Here is a 14,387-nt window from a genome sequence, read left to right as displayed (position 1 = left end):
CTGTCAGCCTTCATCGGGTGCAGTCTGGGCTATTTGGGAAAGGCTGATGGCCTGGAGGTTGGTGTTGAACGCGGTCAGCGTTTCCCTGAGCGCTCGGTTGTTTTCCTCGCTCAGGCCCTCGGTCGCCTGGAGGAGGATAACGTTGAGTTCCTTCCGGATCGACGCGATCATCTCTTCGGACGTCTCCGTGAGGGTTATCCGCTTGGCGCGGCGGTCGTAGGAGCATTGCTGCCTTTCGATCAGCCCCAGCGACTGGAGCTTGTCCAGATAGGCGCAGAGCGTCATCGGTTCGACGCCCATGCGGGCGGCGATGTCGAGCTGCCGGCTGCCGTCCGCCGCGGCGATGTTGAGCAGGGCGCGCGCTTCGCCGGGCGTCAGACCGAGCCCAGCTTGCGCGATGCGCCGTTCGAAAGCCGTGCGGAGAAGGCGTGCGCTGTCGACGATCAGAAAACCCAGTGTATCCATATTCGGCCTGGCACTCGCCCTTCGATGGAGCATTTCATAAGGCACCCTTACTATCTTTCGGATGTGAGGCAAACGGAAAACAGGCACGGGATTGCATTGACAGCGGCAAAACCCGCGGCGAGATTGTCGCAGCCTTTCCGACGGAGCAAATCATGTCTTCTTCGCTGCTTGCCGGCGCCTTTCTCGCGGCGCTCGCCTATACGCTCATTCCGGGTCCCGCATTCCTGGCGCTTCTCGGCATCGGAGCGGGGCAGGGCCGGCAGGCCGGCGCCTTGTTCATGGGCGGGCATCTGGCGGGAGACATTCTCTGGTCTTCGCTGGCGCTGGTGGCGATTATCGGCGCGAAGACGATCGGCACGACCTTCTTCGACGCGCTCGGCGTCATCTGTGGCCTCTATCTCGGCTGGATCGGGTGGAGCGCGCTCAGGGCGAAACCGAAGGAGGAGGGCGGTGCGCTGATGACGGTCGAAAAGCCGCTTCGCCGCGGGCTGATTTTCGGGCTCACCAATCCGAAGGGCTATCCCGTGGCGCTTGCGACATTCACGGCGCTGCTCGCCGGCTCATCGGATGCGCTGGATTTTTCCGGACTGCCGATCCTGCTCGCCGTTTCGCTGTTGGGATTTCTGACCGCGGATATCGTGCTGATCGCGATCATCGGCGCGGGCGTCGTGCGCCGCTTCTATCGGAAACATGAGAGAGTGATCGTCCGGCTTTCCGGCCTGCTTTTCATCGGGTTTGCGGTGCAGGCGCTCTGGCATTCGGCACCGGGCCTCATCGGCTACCGGCGCGCTTGAGCGCTAGTGAGCGTGGTTCAGACTTCGAGAAATGCCATGACCGAGCGCAGGACGTCGGTACGGCGCGCATCGCCGAGCGACATGGCGATATCGAGCTGATTGCGGTAATAATCGTGGAAGTCGAAGCCGGTCTCGTCGGTGATTTGCGAAAGATCGATCAACTGTCCCTGAGCATCGATTGCATGGTTCGGGAGCTCTTCGGACAACGTGATGTAGGTTTCCTGGTCGATCTTTCCGGCCTGATAGTTCTCAAGGGCCAGCGCGCGCAGATCCCGCGGCGTGATGGCCGAGAAATCGACCGGCGATCCATCCGTTTCGGGCACCTGAAAGGTGATCTGGCCATGCCGGTCTTCCTGTAGCGAAGGCTTCTCGATCTTGTTGTTGTTTCGAGAATTGTCCCGCTGCAGCAAATTGGCAGACCAGCGCAAGGAAGTGATTTCCATGGCTATATCCTGAGTCACCGGATACTGCCGAAAAAGTACCTGCGGATACTGCACTGCGTCAAATGGTTAATGACCGTTAATTGTTGTGCATGATTTCTTGTCGGAACTCCAAATGAAGAGACGCATACCCATTCCTGCCGCCTTCTCCTATATGAAATGAGACGCATCGTTCTGAAGGATATCTGCATGTCTTCCAATCTTCCGCTGAACCCCGCCCTCGTGGAATGGAACGGTCATCATGGACTGCCGCGTTTCGACCAGGTGAGGGACGAGGATTTCGCGCCCGGCTTCGACGCCGCGCTCGCCGCCCACGAAGCGGAGATCGATGCGATCGCCAGCAATCCGGAGGAGCCGACATTCGAGAACACCGTCACGGCGCTGGAGATCGCCGGCGACGCGCTTTCGCGGGTTTCGGCGCTCTTCTGGGGCAAGGCCGGCGCCCATACGAACGATATCATCCAGGCGCTCGAGCGCGAGGTGGCGCCGAAATTGTCCCGCCACTATTCGAAGATCGGCATGAATGCCGCGCTCTTCGCCCGCATCGACAAGCTTTGGGAGAAGCGCAGCGAACTCGGCTTGACGGTCGAACAGGAGCGGGTGCTGGAACGCCACTGGAAGGGCTTCGTGCGCGCCGGCGCCAAGCTCGAAAAGGCGGAGCAGGAGCGGCTCGCCGATATCAACGAGAAGCTTGCGGGGCTCGGTGCCCGCTTCGGGCAGAATGTGCTCGGCGACGAGAAGAGCTGGTCGCTGAAGCTTTCCGACGAAGCCGAGCTTGATGGCCTTCCGCCGTTTCTGCGCGATGCAATGGCCGCCGCCGCTCGTGAACGGGGCGAGGCGGACGGCTATGTGGTGACGCTGTCGCGCTCGATCATCGAGCCGTTCCTGACGTTTTCCGCCCGGCGGGATCTGCGCGAGCAGGCTTTCAAGGCCTGGGCGGCGCGCGGGGAAACCCCGGGGGACACGAACAATCTCGGCATCGTCCGGGAGACGTTGGCGCTGCGCGCGGAGAAGGCGAAGCTGCTCGGATATGAGAATTTCGCGGCCTATAAGCTCGACAACACGATGGCCAAGACGTCGGAAGCGGTGAACGCGCTGCTCCGTCAGGTGTGGGAGAAGGCACGCGCCAAGGCGATGGAAGAGGAGGCGAGCCTCGGCGGCCTCATCGCGGAAGAAGGCAGGAACCACCCGGTCATGCCGTGGGACTGGCGCCACTATGCGGAAAAGCTCCGCGAGCGGATGTTCAATTTTTCCGAATCCGAATTGAAGCCCTATCTGCAGCTCGAAAAGGTGATCGAAGCCTGCTTCGACGTCGCCGGGCGGCTGTTCGGCATCAAGGCCGTCGAGGTGAAGGGCGTTTCCGCCTACCACCCGGATGTGCGGGTTTTCGAGATCCGCGACAAGGACGGCGCGCTGAAGGCGCTCTTCCTCGGCGACTATTTTGCCCGTTCCTCCAAGCGGTCGGGCGCCTGGATGAGCTCCTTCCAGTCGCAGCACAAGCTGCCGCTGAAGAACGGCACGACAGGCGAGCTGCCGATCATCTATAATGTCTGCAATTTCGCCAAGCCGGCCGAAGGCAAGCCGGCGCTGCTTTCGCTCGACGATGCCCGCACGCTGTTCCACGAATTCGGCCATGCGCTGCACGGGATGCTGTCGGATGTGACCTATCCCTCGGTTTCCGGCACGGGCGTCGCCCGTGATTTCGTCGAACTGCCCTCGCAGCTTTACGAACACTGGCTGACCGTGCCGGAGATCCTGGAGAAATACGCGGTGCATTACGAGACCGGCGAGCCGATGCCGAAGGCCTTGCTCGACAAGGTGCTCGCCGCCCGAACCTTCAATGCCGGCTTTGCGACGGTGGAGTTCACCTCTTCGGCGCTGGTCGACATGGCGTTCCATACGCGCGGGGCGGTGGACGACCCGATCGCGGTGCAAAGAGAGGTTCTCGACGAGATCGGCATGCCGGCTTCGATCGTCATGCGCCACGCGACGCCGCATTTCCAGCACGTGTTCTCCGGCGACGGATATTCGGCCGGCTATTATTCCTACATGTGGTCGGAAGTGCTCGATGCGGACGCCTTCTCCGCCTTCGAGGAGACCGGCAATGCCTTCGATCCTGTCATGGCGCGCAAGCTCAAGAACAATATCTACTCCGTCGGCGGGTCGATCGATCCGGAGGAGACCTACAAGGCCTTCCGCGGCAAGCTTCCCGATCCGCAAGCCATGCTGAAGAAGAAAGGGCTTGCGATGGTGGAGGAATTGGCAGGCAGCGACGCCTGAAGAATATCGGTCTTCTGGCGCTTTTGCATGCGGAGATACCAAGGGGTCGGCGGATGAGGATTTCGCCGGCGCGTCAAGCTCCGATCGCTGGCCCCCTTTCGCATTTGCGAAAAAGCATGTATTAGGCGCGCCAACGAAATATGGCGCGTCCTCCCGTTCATCGCGCCGCAGCCTCAGAGATCTCGAATATGGCACTTCGCAACATCGCGATTATCGCGCACGTTGACCATGGGAAAACGACCCTTGTCGACGAACTCCTGAAACAGTCCGGTTCGTTCCGCGAGAACCAGCGCGTCATGGAACGCGTGATGGACTCGAACGACATCGAAAAAGAGCGCGGCATCACCATTCTCGCCAAGGCGACCTCCATCGAATGGAAGGACACGCGCATCAACATCGTCGATACGCCCGGCCACGCCGATTTCGGCGGCGAAGTCGAGCGCATCCTTTCGATGGTGGATGGTGCGATCGTTCTCGTCGATGCCGCCGAAGGCCCGATGCCGCAGACCAAGTTCGTGGTCGGCAAGGCGCTGAAGGTCGGCCTTCGCCCGATCGTCGCGATCAACAAGATCGACCGTCCCGACGCCCGCGCCGAGGAAGTCGTCAACGAGGTGTTCGACCTCTTTGCCGCGCTCGACGCCACCGACGAGCAGCTCGACTTTCCGATCCTCTACGGGTCCGGCCGCGCCGGCTGGATGAATTTCGATCCGGCAGGCCCGAGCGACGAAGGCCTCGCGCCGCTGCTCGACCTGGTGGTCAGGCATGTTCCCGAGCCGAAGGTGGAAGAAGGTCCGTTCCGGATGATCGGCACGATCCTCGAAGCCAACAACTTCCTGGGCCGCATCATCACCGGCCGCATCGCTTCCGGTTCGATCAAGCCGAACCAGAGCGTCAAGGTTCTCGGCCAGGACGGCAAGCTGATCGAACAGGGCCGCATTTCCAAGATCCTCGCCTTCCGCGGCATCGAGCGCCAGCCGATCGACGAGGCGCATGCGGGCGATATCGTCGCCATCGCCGGCCTTTCCAAGGGCACGGTCGCCGATACGTTCTGCGATCCGTCTGTGACCGAAGCCATGCAGGCGCAGCCGATCGACCCCCCCACCGTCACCATGTCCTTCATCGTCAACGACAGTCCGCTCGCCGGCACGGAAGGCGACAAGGTGACCAGCCGCGTCATTCGCGACCGCCTGTTCAAGGAGGCCGAAGGCAACGTCGCGCTGAAGATCGAGGAAAGCGCCGACAAGGATTCGTTCTTCGTGTCCGGCCGCGGCGAACTCCAGCTTGCGGTCCTGATCGAAAACATGCGCCGCGAAGGCTTCGAGCTTGCCGTTTCCCGTCCGCGCGTCGTCATGCACAAGGACGAGACCGGTCAGCTCCTGGAGCCGGTCGAGGAAGTGCTGATCGACGTCGATGAGGAATATTCCGGCACGGTCGTGCAGAAGATGTCCGAACGCAAGGCCGAGATGGTCGAGCTGCGCCCGTCGGGCGGCAACCGCGTCCGCCTCGTCTTCTACGCGCCGACCCGCGGCCTGATCGGCTACCAGTCCGAGCTCCTGACCGATACGCGCGGCACGGCGATCATGAACCGCCTGTTCCACAGCTATCAGCCGTACAAGGGCGAGATCGGCGGCCGCGTCAACGGCGTGCTGCTTGCCAACGAAGCAGGCGAAGCCGTGGCCTACGCGCTGTTCAACCTGGAAGACCGCGGCCCGATGATCATCGATGCCGGCGAGAAGGTCTATATGGGCATGATCATCGGCATCCACTCCAGAGACAACGACCTCGAGGTCAACGTGCTCAAGGGCAAGAAGCTCACCAACATCCGCGCCGCCGGCAAGGACGAGGCGGTGAAGCTCACCCCGCCGATCAGGATGACGCTGGAACGGGCGCTTTCCTGGATCCAGGACGACGAGCTTGTCGAGGTGACGCCGAAATCCATCCGGCTGCGCAAGATCTATCTCGATGCGAACGACCGCAAGCGCTACGAGAAGTCGAAGATCGCCGTAGGCTGATTTCCAGTCACATTTCGAGCTTTCAAAAACCCGGCAGCGATGCCGGGTTTTTTCTGTGCCTTGGTAAAGCGCAGACTTGTGGCAAAGGTTAAAAACACGTTAACGTCTTCCCAGTCGTCCACATCAGAAGTCTGTGGGCAATTGGCCCTACCCCGAAAGGGGGAATGGCGGATCGCCCACGGCAGGACCTAAAGTAGCGTTATGAAGACGTTGTCGATCGATGTCCGCCGGGCGGAACCGGAAGATGCGCGAGCCATCTCGGAGGCGCACCGGGAGGCGTGGACCCAGGCTTATGCCGGGCTCATTCCTTACAAGCCGCTGACGCAGATGCTGGAACGCCGCGGCGAGGCCTGGTGGCGGAAGGCGACGCGCGGACCGGCGACATTGCTGGTTCTGGACGTCGCCGGGGAGATCGCCGGCTATGCGACGATCGGCCTGAACCGTGCCCGCTCCCTGCCGCAGGACGGGGAAATCTACGAAATCTATCTCCGTCCGGAATTCCAGGGCATAGGGCTTGGGCGGCGCCTGTTCGGCGAAAGCCGGCGGCTTCTCAAGTCGCTCGGCTGTGACGGGCTCGTCGTCTGGTGCCTGGAAGACAGTGAGCATGCGACGCACTTCTTCCGCCGGCACGGCGGAGTGGATATCGCCGAGGGCATGGAGGATTTCGGCGGTACGCAGCTCAAGAAGATCGGCTTCGTCTGGCCCTGACCAAAAAGGTCTTCGAGATCGCGGAACCTGGCCGCTTTCTCATTTTGCAGCGCCGCGAGCGGGTTAACATTCATCCCAAAGCCTTGTTGCTTTGCAGCATGATTCCCGCTATCCGACGCGTAACTTTGTCGAACTGATCGAGGAAAAGAATGCGTATCGATGCGATTTCCGTTGGCAAGAACCCGCCCGAGGACGTCAACGTCATTGTCGAAGTGCCCGTCGGCGGTCACCCGATCAAGTACGAGATGGACAAGGAAGCCGGTGCGCTGATCGTCGACCGCTTCCTCTATACGCCGATGACCTATCCGGGGAATTACGGCTTCGTGCCGCACACGCTGTCGGAAGACGGCGACCCGATCGACGTCCTCATCTGCAACACCCGCCCGCTCGTTCCCGGCTGCGTCATCAACGTCCGCCCGGTCGGCGTCATGGTGATGGAAGACGACGGGGGCAAGGACGAGAAGATCATCGCCGTGCCGGTGCAGAAGCTGACGCGCCGCTACGACAAGATCCACAACTACACGGACATGCCCGAGATCACGCTGAAGCAGATCGAGCATTTCTTCGAGCACTACAAGGATCTCGAGCCCGGCAAGTGGGTCAAGATCGGCGGCTGGCAGGATGTCACCGTTGCGAAGAAGCTGATCCTCGAGGCCGTCGAGCGCTACAAGGCGCAGAAATAAGCTTCAGCCCTTCGAGAGCGTCGTCAATTTCGTTTCCAGATCCTCCGGGTCGCCATCGATCCGGAGGATTTTTTTGCGCGCCGTTTCGCCGGAAATGATCGAAATGGAGGATTTGGGGAGGCGAAGCGTCCCGGCGATCAGCAGGACCAACGCCTTGTTGGCCTTGCCGTCTTCCGGAACCGCCGTGACCCGCGCCTTCAGAAAGGTCTCGCCGTCCGCCGCGGTCCCGATGCCGTCGACGCAATTGCGTCCCGCGCTCGGCGTGAGCCGGACCGCGAGCCGCACGTGATCGGAATGACTGCTGTAAGGGGCGCTCAAGCGACCAGCGGATAGATCGACGTCCACATCAGCGAACGGACGAAGAAGATGATCAGAAGCAGGATCACCGGCGAGATGTCGATGCCGCCAAGGTCCGGCATGAAGCGGCGGATGGGACGAAGCGCCGGCTCGGTCACGTTGTAGAGGAAGCGGCCGATCGCGTCCACGAACTGGTTCCGCGAATTGATGACGTTGAAGGCATAGAGCCACGAAAAGATGGCGCTGGCGATCAGCACCCAGGTGTAAAGGTTCAAGGCCAAATCGATGGTCTGAAACAGGGCGAGCATTCACGTCTCCATTTCTCTGTTGACAGACATGTAGACATTGGCGAACTAACGGGCAAGTGCCGCCCACCGGCCTCATCCGAATCATATCTAACGGGCGGCGGGCGCAATGCCGGCTTTCGGGCCGGCTTCCGGTTCCGCTGAAAGTTGCTGTTCCATGTCCATTCCCGCCCCGGGCGATCGCTTCGCCGCCTTCCGGCATACATCCTATACGCGTTTCTTCTTCGCCCGGTTCCTTTCCGCCTTCTCGATCCAGATCGTCAGCGTCGCCGTCGGCTGGCAGATGTACGACGCGACGCGCAACCCGCTCTATCTCGGTCTGATCGGGCTTTTCCAGTTCCTGCCGTCGCTGCTCCTGATCCTCGTCACCGGCTCGGTTGCCGACCGCTACAACCGCCGTGCCATCGTGGCGATCTGCATGGTGGTCGGGGCCCTCTGCGCCGGCGCATTGCTGCTGCTCACCCTCACGCATTCCTTCACGCCGTGGCTGGTCTTCGCGATCCTGATCGTTTTCGGCATCGAGCGCGCCTTCATGGGGCCGGCCGTGCAGTCGCTCGGGCCGAACCTCGTGCCGGAACAGGACCTGCCGAACGCGATCGCCTGGAACTCATCGTCCTGGCAGACTGCGGCGATCCTCGGTCCGGTGGCCGGCGGCCTGCTTTACGGCGTCAGCGCAGTCGCTGCTTACACGGTCGCGTTCGTCTTCCTGGTACTGGCCGGCCTTCTGGTCTTCATGATCCCGAAACCGGCGCAGAGGAACGCGGCCAACAAGGTGAGCTGGGGAGAAATCCTGGCCGGCTTCCGCTTCATCTCCGGCGAGAAGGTCGTGTTAGGCGCGATCTCGCTCGACCTGTTCGCCGTGCTGCTCGGCGGCGCCGTAGCGCTGATGCCGATCTTCGCGCGCGATATCCTGGAATTGGGGCCCTGGGGTCTCGGCATGCTGCGGGCGGCGCCCGGTGTCGGGGCGATCGTGGTGGCGATCTATCTTGCCTTCTATCCGATCCGTCACCATGCAGGACTGGCGATGTTTATCGGCGTGGCGCTCTTCGGCGCCGGCACGCTGATCTTCGGCCTGTCGGCCACCCCGTGGCTTTCCATCGCGGCGCTGATGCTGATGGGCGCCTCAGACATGATCTCGGTCTATGTGCGCGAGACGCTGATCGCGCTCTGGACGCCGGACGAGGTGCGCGGCCGCGTCAACGCGGTCAACATGGTCTTCGTCGGCGCGTCGAACGAGCTCGGCGAATTCCGCGCCGGCACCATGGCCTCGATCTTCGGCGCCGTGCCGGCCGTCGTCATCGGCGGGGTCGGAACGCTGGCGGTGGCGGTCATCTGGTCGCTCGGTTTCCCGAAGCTGCGCCGGATCGACAGCCTCGATGCGCCCGACCGTTGATGCCGGCGTTCAGCCGGCCTGAAGGGCCGGTCGGCGCTGCGTCTCGGTCTTCGTCCGCACGGTCGCCGAACGCTGGAAGACGATATCGAGGAAATTCCAGAGCCATTCCTTCAGCGGCGCGTCGAAGATCATCCGGCCTTCGAGATGCTCGCGGCCCTTCTGGGCGTTCGGCATGATGAAGCGGTGCTCGCCGTGCACGACCCAGCGCTGCATCATGGCGCGCGTCAGCTCCGCATGGAACTGCAGGCCCCAGGCATTGTCTCCGCAGCGGATCGCCTGGTTCGGATAGGCATCGCCTTCGGCGAGAAGCTGGACGCCGCGGGGTGTGTCGAAGCCTTCCTTGTGGAAGTGGTAGACCATCTTCGGCCAGTGCATCAGCAACCGACCATGCTCCGTCGGGCGCAGCGGATACCAGCCGATCTCGGTCAGGCCATCCTTGTCCGGCGCGATGGTGCCGCCGAGATGCCGCACCATCATCTGTGCGCCGAGACAGATGCCGAGAAAGGGCTTGTTCTCTTTGAGGGGCACTCCGATCCAGTCGATCTCCGCCTTCACGAAGGGATCCGGGTCGTTGGCGCTCATCGGTCCGCCGAAGATGACGGCGCCGGCGTGGCCGGCCATGGTTTCCGGGAGAAGGTCGCCCAGGACGGGACGGCGGATATCGAGGGGAAAACCCTTGTCGATGAGCATCTGGCCGACGCGGCCGGGAGAGGAACGCTCCTGGTGCAGGACGATCAGCACCGGAAGCTTCTTGGTACGTCGGGAAGGAAGCATCAGCATTCTAAATCCTCAGTCTCCTCCCTGATCTCCTCCCGTTGCGCGCGCGGCCGCCTGCTGGCGCTGCAGAACCCTGTCGCGCGCCGAGACGCCCAGAAGATCGGCGATCCTCCAGATCACGTGATCTTCGATCTCGTTCCGCTGGCCGTCCGCATAGACGATGTCCCAGAGGATGCCGAGAAGTTCGATTCGATCCCCTTCATCGACGAGATGCTTTCTAAGATCGGAAGTAAAACGGTAATAGTCAACCGCCTCGCTGCCGGCCTGATGGCCGACCTCGATCAGCGCCTTCAGGCGGTCCTCGCTGAGATCGTAACGCTCCCGCAGCAGATCGCGGAACTTCCGCTGCTCCTCTTCGGAGACGTTGCCGTCGGCCTCCATGACCTGGAAACAGAGCGCCACGAAGGCGACGCGCGGATCGTCCGGCGCGAACTCCTTCGAATGATGCGACGGTGCGAGCGTATGGAGAAAGGCCTGAATGCGGTCGAGCATGTTGAGCGAGGCCTTCTCCGTCTCAGAAGAGCCGGAGCCTCGTCGGAGACTGCGCGGCATCGGGATCTTTCACGCCCGGATCATCCGGCGGACGGCCGAAAAATGGAACCGGCTCCTCCTCACTTTCCGCCGTTTTTTCAGTCTCCGGCGTCACATTCGTGGGCGCTGGTGTTTTTGCTGCAACAGCTAAGTCCTTCGTCGCGGGCTTTGCAGGCTCCGGAGAGGGGGCGGGCTGAACGATGATCGGTTGCGGCGGCCTTTCCGCCTTTGTCTCGCTTACCGGCGGGAGGCTGGCGATCGCCTCCTCGGCGGCGAGCGAACCCTCCTCGACGGGACCTTCGAGCTGCCCGAAGGGAGCCTTCCATTCGAAGGCATCGAGCCGGCCGGTGACCGGCGAAAGCGGCAGCCACCTTTCCGAAACGAAGCCGTCGGCAACCCAGGCCGGATCGCGCGGGGCGCGCAGCGCCTGCGCCATCCAGCGGCGAACGCGGCCCTGGTCGCCGGTTTCTCCCTCCTCGATATCGGCCAACAGAAGATAGGCGCTTTCGCGAGGATCCATGCGGACAGCGGCTTCCGCCTTGGCGCGCGCCTTTTTGAATTCCTGCGCATCGAGGGCAGCCTGGGCGACGGCCAGCAGCGATTCGACATTGTTGGGACGCAGCGCTTCCAGCTTTTCGGCGCGCTTCAACCGGTCGGCCGTGCTGTCGCCGCTGCGGGCACGGACATAGGTGCGGGCGATCTCCGGATGCGGCCCGAGCTTCCAGACGCCTTCCAGAGTGGAGGCCGCCTTGCGGATATTGTCCTCGCGCAGCCAGGCCTTGGCGGCGATGACGGCGGCGGGCACCAGGTCCTTGGCGAGCTTCAGCGCCGCCATGGCGTCGTCCCGGGCACCCTTCGGATCGCCCTCCAGCCGGTCGCCGGCCTTGGCGGTCAGGAGCACGGCTTTCAGCCGGTCGGCCTTGGCCTTGTCGAGCACGTTGGCCATGCGCTGCTGGTCGAGCAGGCGGATCGCATCGTCCCAGCGGCCGGACTGGCTGCGGGATTCGAGCGTCGCCTGTGCGGCCCAGGGCAGGTAGGGAGCGTGTTCGACGGCCTTTTCCGCATATTGCCGGGCAGCCTCGTTGGCTCCGAGGCGGCGCGCTTCCATGTAGAGGCCCCGCAAGCCGAGTTCGCGCGTTTCCGGATCCTCCGTCATCTGCTCGAATTTCTGGCGCGCTTCATCGTGCTTGCCTTCGATGAGCGCCGTCTGTGCTTCGAGCAGGTGGATCAACGGCTCCTGGTCGGCGCTCAAGAGGCCGCGTGTGCGCAAGCTCATCTTGCGGGCGAGCAGCGCATTGCCGGCGCCGGCGGCGATGAGGCCGGTCGAAAGCGCCTGATAGCCGCGGTCGCGCTTTCGGGCACGGAAATAGCGGCGGACCGAATAGGGCGAGGACCAGATCACGCCTGCGATCCACCAGAGGATCATCGCGACCGCCACGAGCGCGACCACGATCGTGGCGGCGACCATGATGCTCGTCTCGATGAGATGGTCCTGCCAGGTGATGGAGATGAGGCCGGGACGGTCGGCAAGCCAGGAGAAACCCCAGCCGAGGGCGAGCACGACGACGAGGAAAAGGAAAAGTCTGATCATCCGGTTCTTTGGTCCTCAGCCTTTGGTGCCGGCGACGGCGCGCGTCAGCGTTCCACCCACGAGATTTTCCACCTGAATGCGGGCATCGAGCTTCTGCCTAAAATCACGCGAGACCGCCTTGGCGGGTTCCGGCAAGGCGTCCCACTCGCGGGCGGCCGTCTGGAGGTCGCCTTTGCGGAGGTTCTCTTCCATGCGGGCGACGACGGCTTCCGGCGTATCGCCCTCGACATCGCCCACTCGGCGCACCTTGACGACGGACATGGCGGAAGACAGGAGCCGTCCGGCAATGCCCTGGTCGGGATCCGGCTGGATGGTGACGGCTTCCAGCATGGCATCGGCAACCCGCGGGAATTCCCGCTGCAGCTCGATGCTGGAGGGTACGCCGACGGCGCCGAATTTCTGCAACTCGGCAATGGCCGGGTCATCGCCGGCGACGCTCGCGAAGGTCTGGAGTTCCGTTTCGAACGGCCCGCCGCGATCGATCGCCGCCTTCAGCGCGGCGGCGGCAACGGCGCGCGCCACCTGCTGTTCCGGTCCGCGATCGTTCAGCTTTGCTTCGGCCGCAATGATGCGATCCTCAAGCTGGTTGTTGTTGCCTGCGGTCGATTCGACGGCCGAGCGGAGAAGCGCGACGTCGTCTTTCAGCGCCGCAAGCGCCTGCTCGCTGGACGTATCCGGGGCTTTGGCCGAGGCTTCCAGCGCCGCGACGCGGTCGGCAAGAGCGGCATCCGGCGGGGCTGGCTGGTTTCTCAGCGTCTCTATTTCCTGCCGCAGCGCGGCAATCTCGGCGGAAAGGGCGGATGTATCCGAGACCGGCGCCGGCGCCGGCGTGGCGCCAGGGAGATAGCCCGCATACTGCATACTGCCTGCGAGCAGCAATGCGACGATGCCGCCGAAAATGCCTGCTGCGGCGAGCGTGGTGGCCGCGGGGCTGGTACGCTGGCGCGGGGCGGGAACCGGCTCCGGTTCGGGGGCGACGGTCGCGGGTTCCGGCTGTGGTGTGTTTTCGGGTGCGATCGGGGCCTCGGCCGTGGTTTCGGTGTCAAACGGCGGCTCCTCGGGTGTGAAGGAGGCCGAGACGGGTTCGTCGGTGGCGGAGACCTCCTGCGCAGGCTCCTCGGCAGGTTCGGCCTTTACGGGCTCCTCGACGTTTTCGGAAGCTTCCGCTGCCTGTTCGGCCGGAGTAAAGGGCTCGTCCGTATCGTTGCTGCGGACCGGCTCCGCCACGGCATCCGCTTCCTCGGCCGCGAGATCGATCGTAACGGGTTCTTTTTCTACCTTTGACCGGCGGGGCGGTTTTTCAGATACCATCTCGACCTCTTTTGCATGCGCTCACGGAAAACTAGTCGGTGGGTGGTTGGAAGGAAAGGGGCAGGCGGGATTTTGCCGCGGGCCTTCGATTAAAGAAGGGCGAGAAGCCCGTCTTCGTCAGGGTGATCGGCGATCTTGATATTTCTATGAAAATCCTGAGGCACGGCTTCCGCCACATTGTCGCTGAGGCAGAGGATCCGAATGAGGGCCAAGGCTGAGGCGTGCGGCGCGACAAGCTCGAAAAAAAGTGTTGCGCTTTCCCGGGAATAGAGAAGCGCCGCGTCCGCCGGTGGATCGAGCAAGGCCTGGCGGAGGGCGCCCTCATCATAGGCTATCGGCGTCATCTCGTAGATTTCCGCCGTCGCGAAAGGTATTTTTTCGGCCCGCAACCCGTCTTCGAATTTCGGAGAGCGCGGCTTTCCGGCGAGATAGAGAAGGGGGGGTGCAAGCGCAGGCGCTTCGCTTGCGACGAGCCCGGCCAGTTCGGCGCCGGTGCCGGGCCCTGTGCGGATGTGGCGAAAGCCGGATTCCGCTGCCGCTCGCGCCGTTGCCTCTCCCACGGCATAGAGGGTTTCGCCAAGATGCTGAGCAAGCCTTTCACCGAGCGAGGCAAGAACCCGCACCGCCTCGGCGCTGGTGATGGCCAGCGCAGCGTGTGGCTGCTTCAGCGCTAACTCCGCGGCTCCCGGATGATGAACGGCCCTGGTGAGCGGCAACAAGACCGGCTCCTGCCCAAGGCTCCGCAATTTTTCCGCAGTCCGCTGAGCGGAAACGTCCGGGCGGGTGACGAGGACCCGCAC

At 63.1% G+C, this 14,387-nt stretch carries 15 protein-coding genes; 6 read left to right on the top strand and 9 right to left on the bottom strand.

Going from position 1 to position 14,387, the window contains the following annotated elements:
* Positions 1 to 3: 3 nt before the first annotated feature.
* Positions 4 to 465 (bottom strand): MarR family winged helix-turn-helix transcriptional regulator, encoded by a 462-nt coding sequence (locus ACMGE0_RS09865; RefSeq protein WP_436815674.1) that lies wholly within the window; start codon positions 463 to 465, stop codon positions 4 to 6.
* Positions 466 to 617: 152 nt separating this feature from the next.
* Here ACMGE0_RS09865 and ACMGE0_RS09860 point away from each other — a divergent pair, with 152 nt between their 5' ends.
* Positions 618 to 1,259, top strand: a complete 642-nt coding sequence (locus ACMGE0_RS09860) for a LysE family translocator (RefSeq protein ID WP_436815673.1) — start codon at positions 618 to 620, stop codon at positions 1,257 to 1,259.
* Between the two features lie 17 nt (positions 1,260 to 1,276).
* Here the strand turns inward: ACMGE0_RS09860 and ACMGE0_RS09855 are convergent, their stop codons facing one another.
* Complete coding sequence (locus tag ACMGE0_RS09855) at positions 1,277 to 1,702, bottom strand: hypothetical protein (RefSeq protein ID WP_436815672.1); 426 nt, start codon at positions 1,700 to 1,702, stop codon at positions 1,277 to 1,279.
* Between the two features lie 186 nt (positions 1,703 to 1,888).
* On the opposite strand from ACMGE0_RS09855, the gene ACMGE0_RS09850 reads away from it, so the two are divergent.
* From ACMGE0_RS09850 to ppa, 4 genes are all read left to right on the top strand, one after another.
* Positions 1,889 to 3,979: a M3 family metallopeptidase gene (locus ACMGE0_RS09850; protein ID WP_436815671.1), complete on the top strand. Its 2,091-nt coding sequence runs from the start codon at positions 1,889 to 1,891 to the stop codon at positions 3,977 to 3,979.
* 188 nt (positions 3,980 to 4,167) lie between these two features.
* A complete protein-coding gene (typA, locus tag ACMGE0_RS09845) occupies positions 4,168 to 5,991 on the top strand; it encodes a translational GTPase TypA (protein WP_436815670.1) in 1,824 nt (607 codons plus the stop codon).
* A 201-nt stretch (positions 5,992 to 6,192) separates the two neighbouring features.
* The gene (locus ACMGE0_RS09840; protein WP_436815669.1) at positions 6,193 to 6,699 is read left to right on the top strand and encodes a GNAT family N-acetyltransferase; all 507 of its coding nucleotides are present in this window, start codon (positions 6,193 to 6,195) and stop codon (positions 6,697 to 6,699) included.
* 149 nt (positions 6,700 to 6,848) lie between these two features.
* Positions 6,849 to 7,382, top strand: a complete 534-nt coding sequence (gene ppa, locus ACMGE0_RS09835; protein WP_436815668.1) for an inorganic diphosphatase — start codon at positions 6,849 to 6,851, stop codon at positions 7,380 to 7,382.
* Between the two features lie 3 nt (positions 7,383 to 7,385).
* Here the strand turns inward: ppa and ACMGE0_RS09830 are convergent, their stop codons facing one another.
* Together ACMGE0_RS09830 and ACMGE0_RS09825 are read right to left on the bottom strand one after the other, a co-directional pair.
* Positions 7,386 to 7,700 (bottom strand): DUF167 domain-containing protein, encoded by a 315-nt coding sequence (locus ACMGE0_RS09830; RefSeq protein WP_436815667.1) that lies wholly within the window; start codon positions 7,698 to 7,700, stop codon positions 7,386 to 7,388.
* Positions 7,697 to 7,987 carry a YggT family protein gene (locus ACMGE0_RS09825; RefSeq protein WP_436815666.1) on the bottom strand — a complete coding sequence of 97 codons (291 nt, stop codon included), beginning with the start codon at positions 7,985 to 7,987 and terminating at the stop codon, positions 7,697 to 7,699. The genes ACMGE0_RS09830 and ACMGE0_RS09825 overlap by 4 nt, the downstream gene beginning before the upstream one ends.
* Before the next feature lie 154 nt (positions 7,988 to 8,141).
* On the opposite strand from ACMGE0_RS09825, the gene ACMGE0_RS09820 reads away from it, so the two are divergent.
* Positions 8,142 to 9,377, top strand: coding sequence for an MFS transporter (locus ACMGE0_RS09820; protein WP_436815665.1), 1,236 nt, complete (start codon positions 8,142 to 8,144; stop codon positions 9,375 to 9,377).
* A gap of 9 nt (positions 9,378 to 9,386) precedes the next feature.
* Here the strand turns inward: ACMGE0_RS09820 and ACMGE0_RS09815 are convergent, their stop codons facing one another.
* The 5 genes from ACMGE0_RS09815 to ACMGE0_RS09795 form a co-directional block, all read right to left on the bottom strand.
* Positions 9,387 to 10,157, bottom strand: a complete 771-nt coding sequence (locus ACMGE0_RS09815) for a glutamine amidotransferase (protein ID WP_436815664.1) — start codon at positions 10,155 to 10,157, stop codon at positions 9,387 to 9,389.
* A 9-nt stretch (positions 10,158 to 10,166) separates the two neighbouring features.
* Positions 10,167 to 10,646, bottom strand: coding sequence for a tellurite resistance TerB family protein (locus tag ACMGE0_RS09810; RefSeq protein WP_436815663.1), 480 nt, complete (start codon positions 10,644 to 10,646; stop codon positions 10,167 to 10,169).
* A gap of 22 nt (positions 10,647 to 10,668) precedes the next feature.
* Positions 10,669 to 12,276, bottom strand: a complete 1,608-nt coding sequence (locus tag ACMGE0_RS09805) for a heme biosynthesis protein HemY (RefSeq protein WP_436815662.1) — start codon at positions 12,274 to 12,276, stop codon at positions 10,669 to 10,671.
* Positions 12,277 to 12,291: 15 nt separating this feature from the next.
* Positions 12,292 to 13,587, bottom strand: coding sequence for a COG4223 family protein (locus tag ACMGE0_RS09800; protein WP_436815661.1), 1,296 nt, complete (start codon positions 13,585 to 13,587; stop codon positions 12,292 to 12,294).
* Positions 13,588 to 13,676: 89 nt separating this feature from the next.
* Positions 13,677 to 14,387 (bottom strand): uroporphyrinogen-III synthase, encoded by a 711-nt coding sequence (locus tag ACMGE0_RS09795; protein ID WP_436815660.1) that lies wholly within the window; start codon positions 14,385 to 14,387, stop codon positions 13,677 to 13,679.

This window comes from Neorhizobium descurainiae, from assembly GCF_051400715.1.
Lineage (GTDB): Bacteria > Pseudomonadota > Alphaproteobacteria > Rhizobiales > Rhizobiaceae > Neorhizobium.
Note: the sequence above shows the minus strand (reverse complement) of the source record. Positions and strands in the feature narration are given on the sequence as shown.

Bases quoted from the DNA above. Each gene is read 5' to 3' on its own strand.
- ACMGE0_RS09825 (WP_436815666.1), bottom strand. From the start codon at position 7,987: ATGCTCGCCCTGTTTCAGACCATCGATTTGGCCTTGAACCTTTACACC.
- typA (WP_436815670.1), top strand. From the start codon at position 4,168: ATGGCACTTCGCAACATCGCGATTATCGCGCACGTTGACCATGGGAAA.
- ACMGE0_RS09865 (WP_436815674.1), bottom strand. From the start codon at position 465: ATGGATACACTGGGTTTTCTGATCGTCGACAGCGCACGCCTTCTCCGC.
- ACMGE0_RS09855 (WP_436815672.1), bottom strand. From the start codon at position 1,702: ATGGAAATCACTTCCTTGCGCTGGTCTGCCAATTTGCTGCAGCGGGAC.
- ACMGE0_RS09800 (WP_436815661.1), bottom strand. From the start codon at position 13,587: ATGGTATCTGAAAAACCGCCCCGCCGGTCAAAGGTAGAAAAAGAACCC.
- ACMGE0_RS09815 (WP_436815664.1), bottom strand. From the start codon at position 10,157: ATGCTGATGCTTCCTTCCCGACGTACCAAGAAGCTTCCGGTGCTGATC.
- ACMGE0_RS09805 (WP_436815662.1), bottom strand. From the start codon at position 12,276: ATGATCAGACTTTTCCTTTTCCTCGTCGTCGTGCTCGCCCTCGGCTGG.
- ppa (WP_436815668.1), top strand. From the start codon at position 6,849: ATGCGTATCGATGCGATTTCCGTTGGCAAGAACCCGCCCGAGGACGTC.
- ACMGE0_RS09820 (WP_436815665.1), top strand. From the start codon at position 8,142: ATGTCCATTCCCGCCCCGGGCGATCGCTTCGCCGCCTTCCGGCATACA.
- ACMGE0_RS09860 (WP_436815673.1), top strand. From the start codon at position 618: ATGTCTTCTTCGCTGCTTGCCGGCGCCTTTCTCGCGGCGCTCGCCTAT.
- ACMGE0_RS09840 (WP_436815669.1), top strand. From the start codon at position 6,193: ATGAAGACGTTGTCGATCGATGTCCGCCGGGCGGAACCGGAAGATGCG.
- ACMGE0_RS09810 (WP_436815663.1), bottom strand. From the start codon at position 10,646: ATGCTCGACCGCATTCAGGCCTTTCTCCATACGCTCGCACCGTCGCAT.
- ACMGE0_RS09850 (WP_436815671.1), top strand. From the start codon at position 1,889: ATGTCTTCCAATCTTCCGCTGAACCCCGCCCTCGTGGAATGGAACGGT.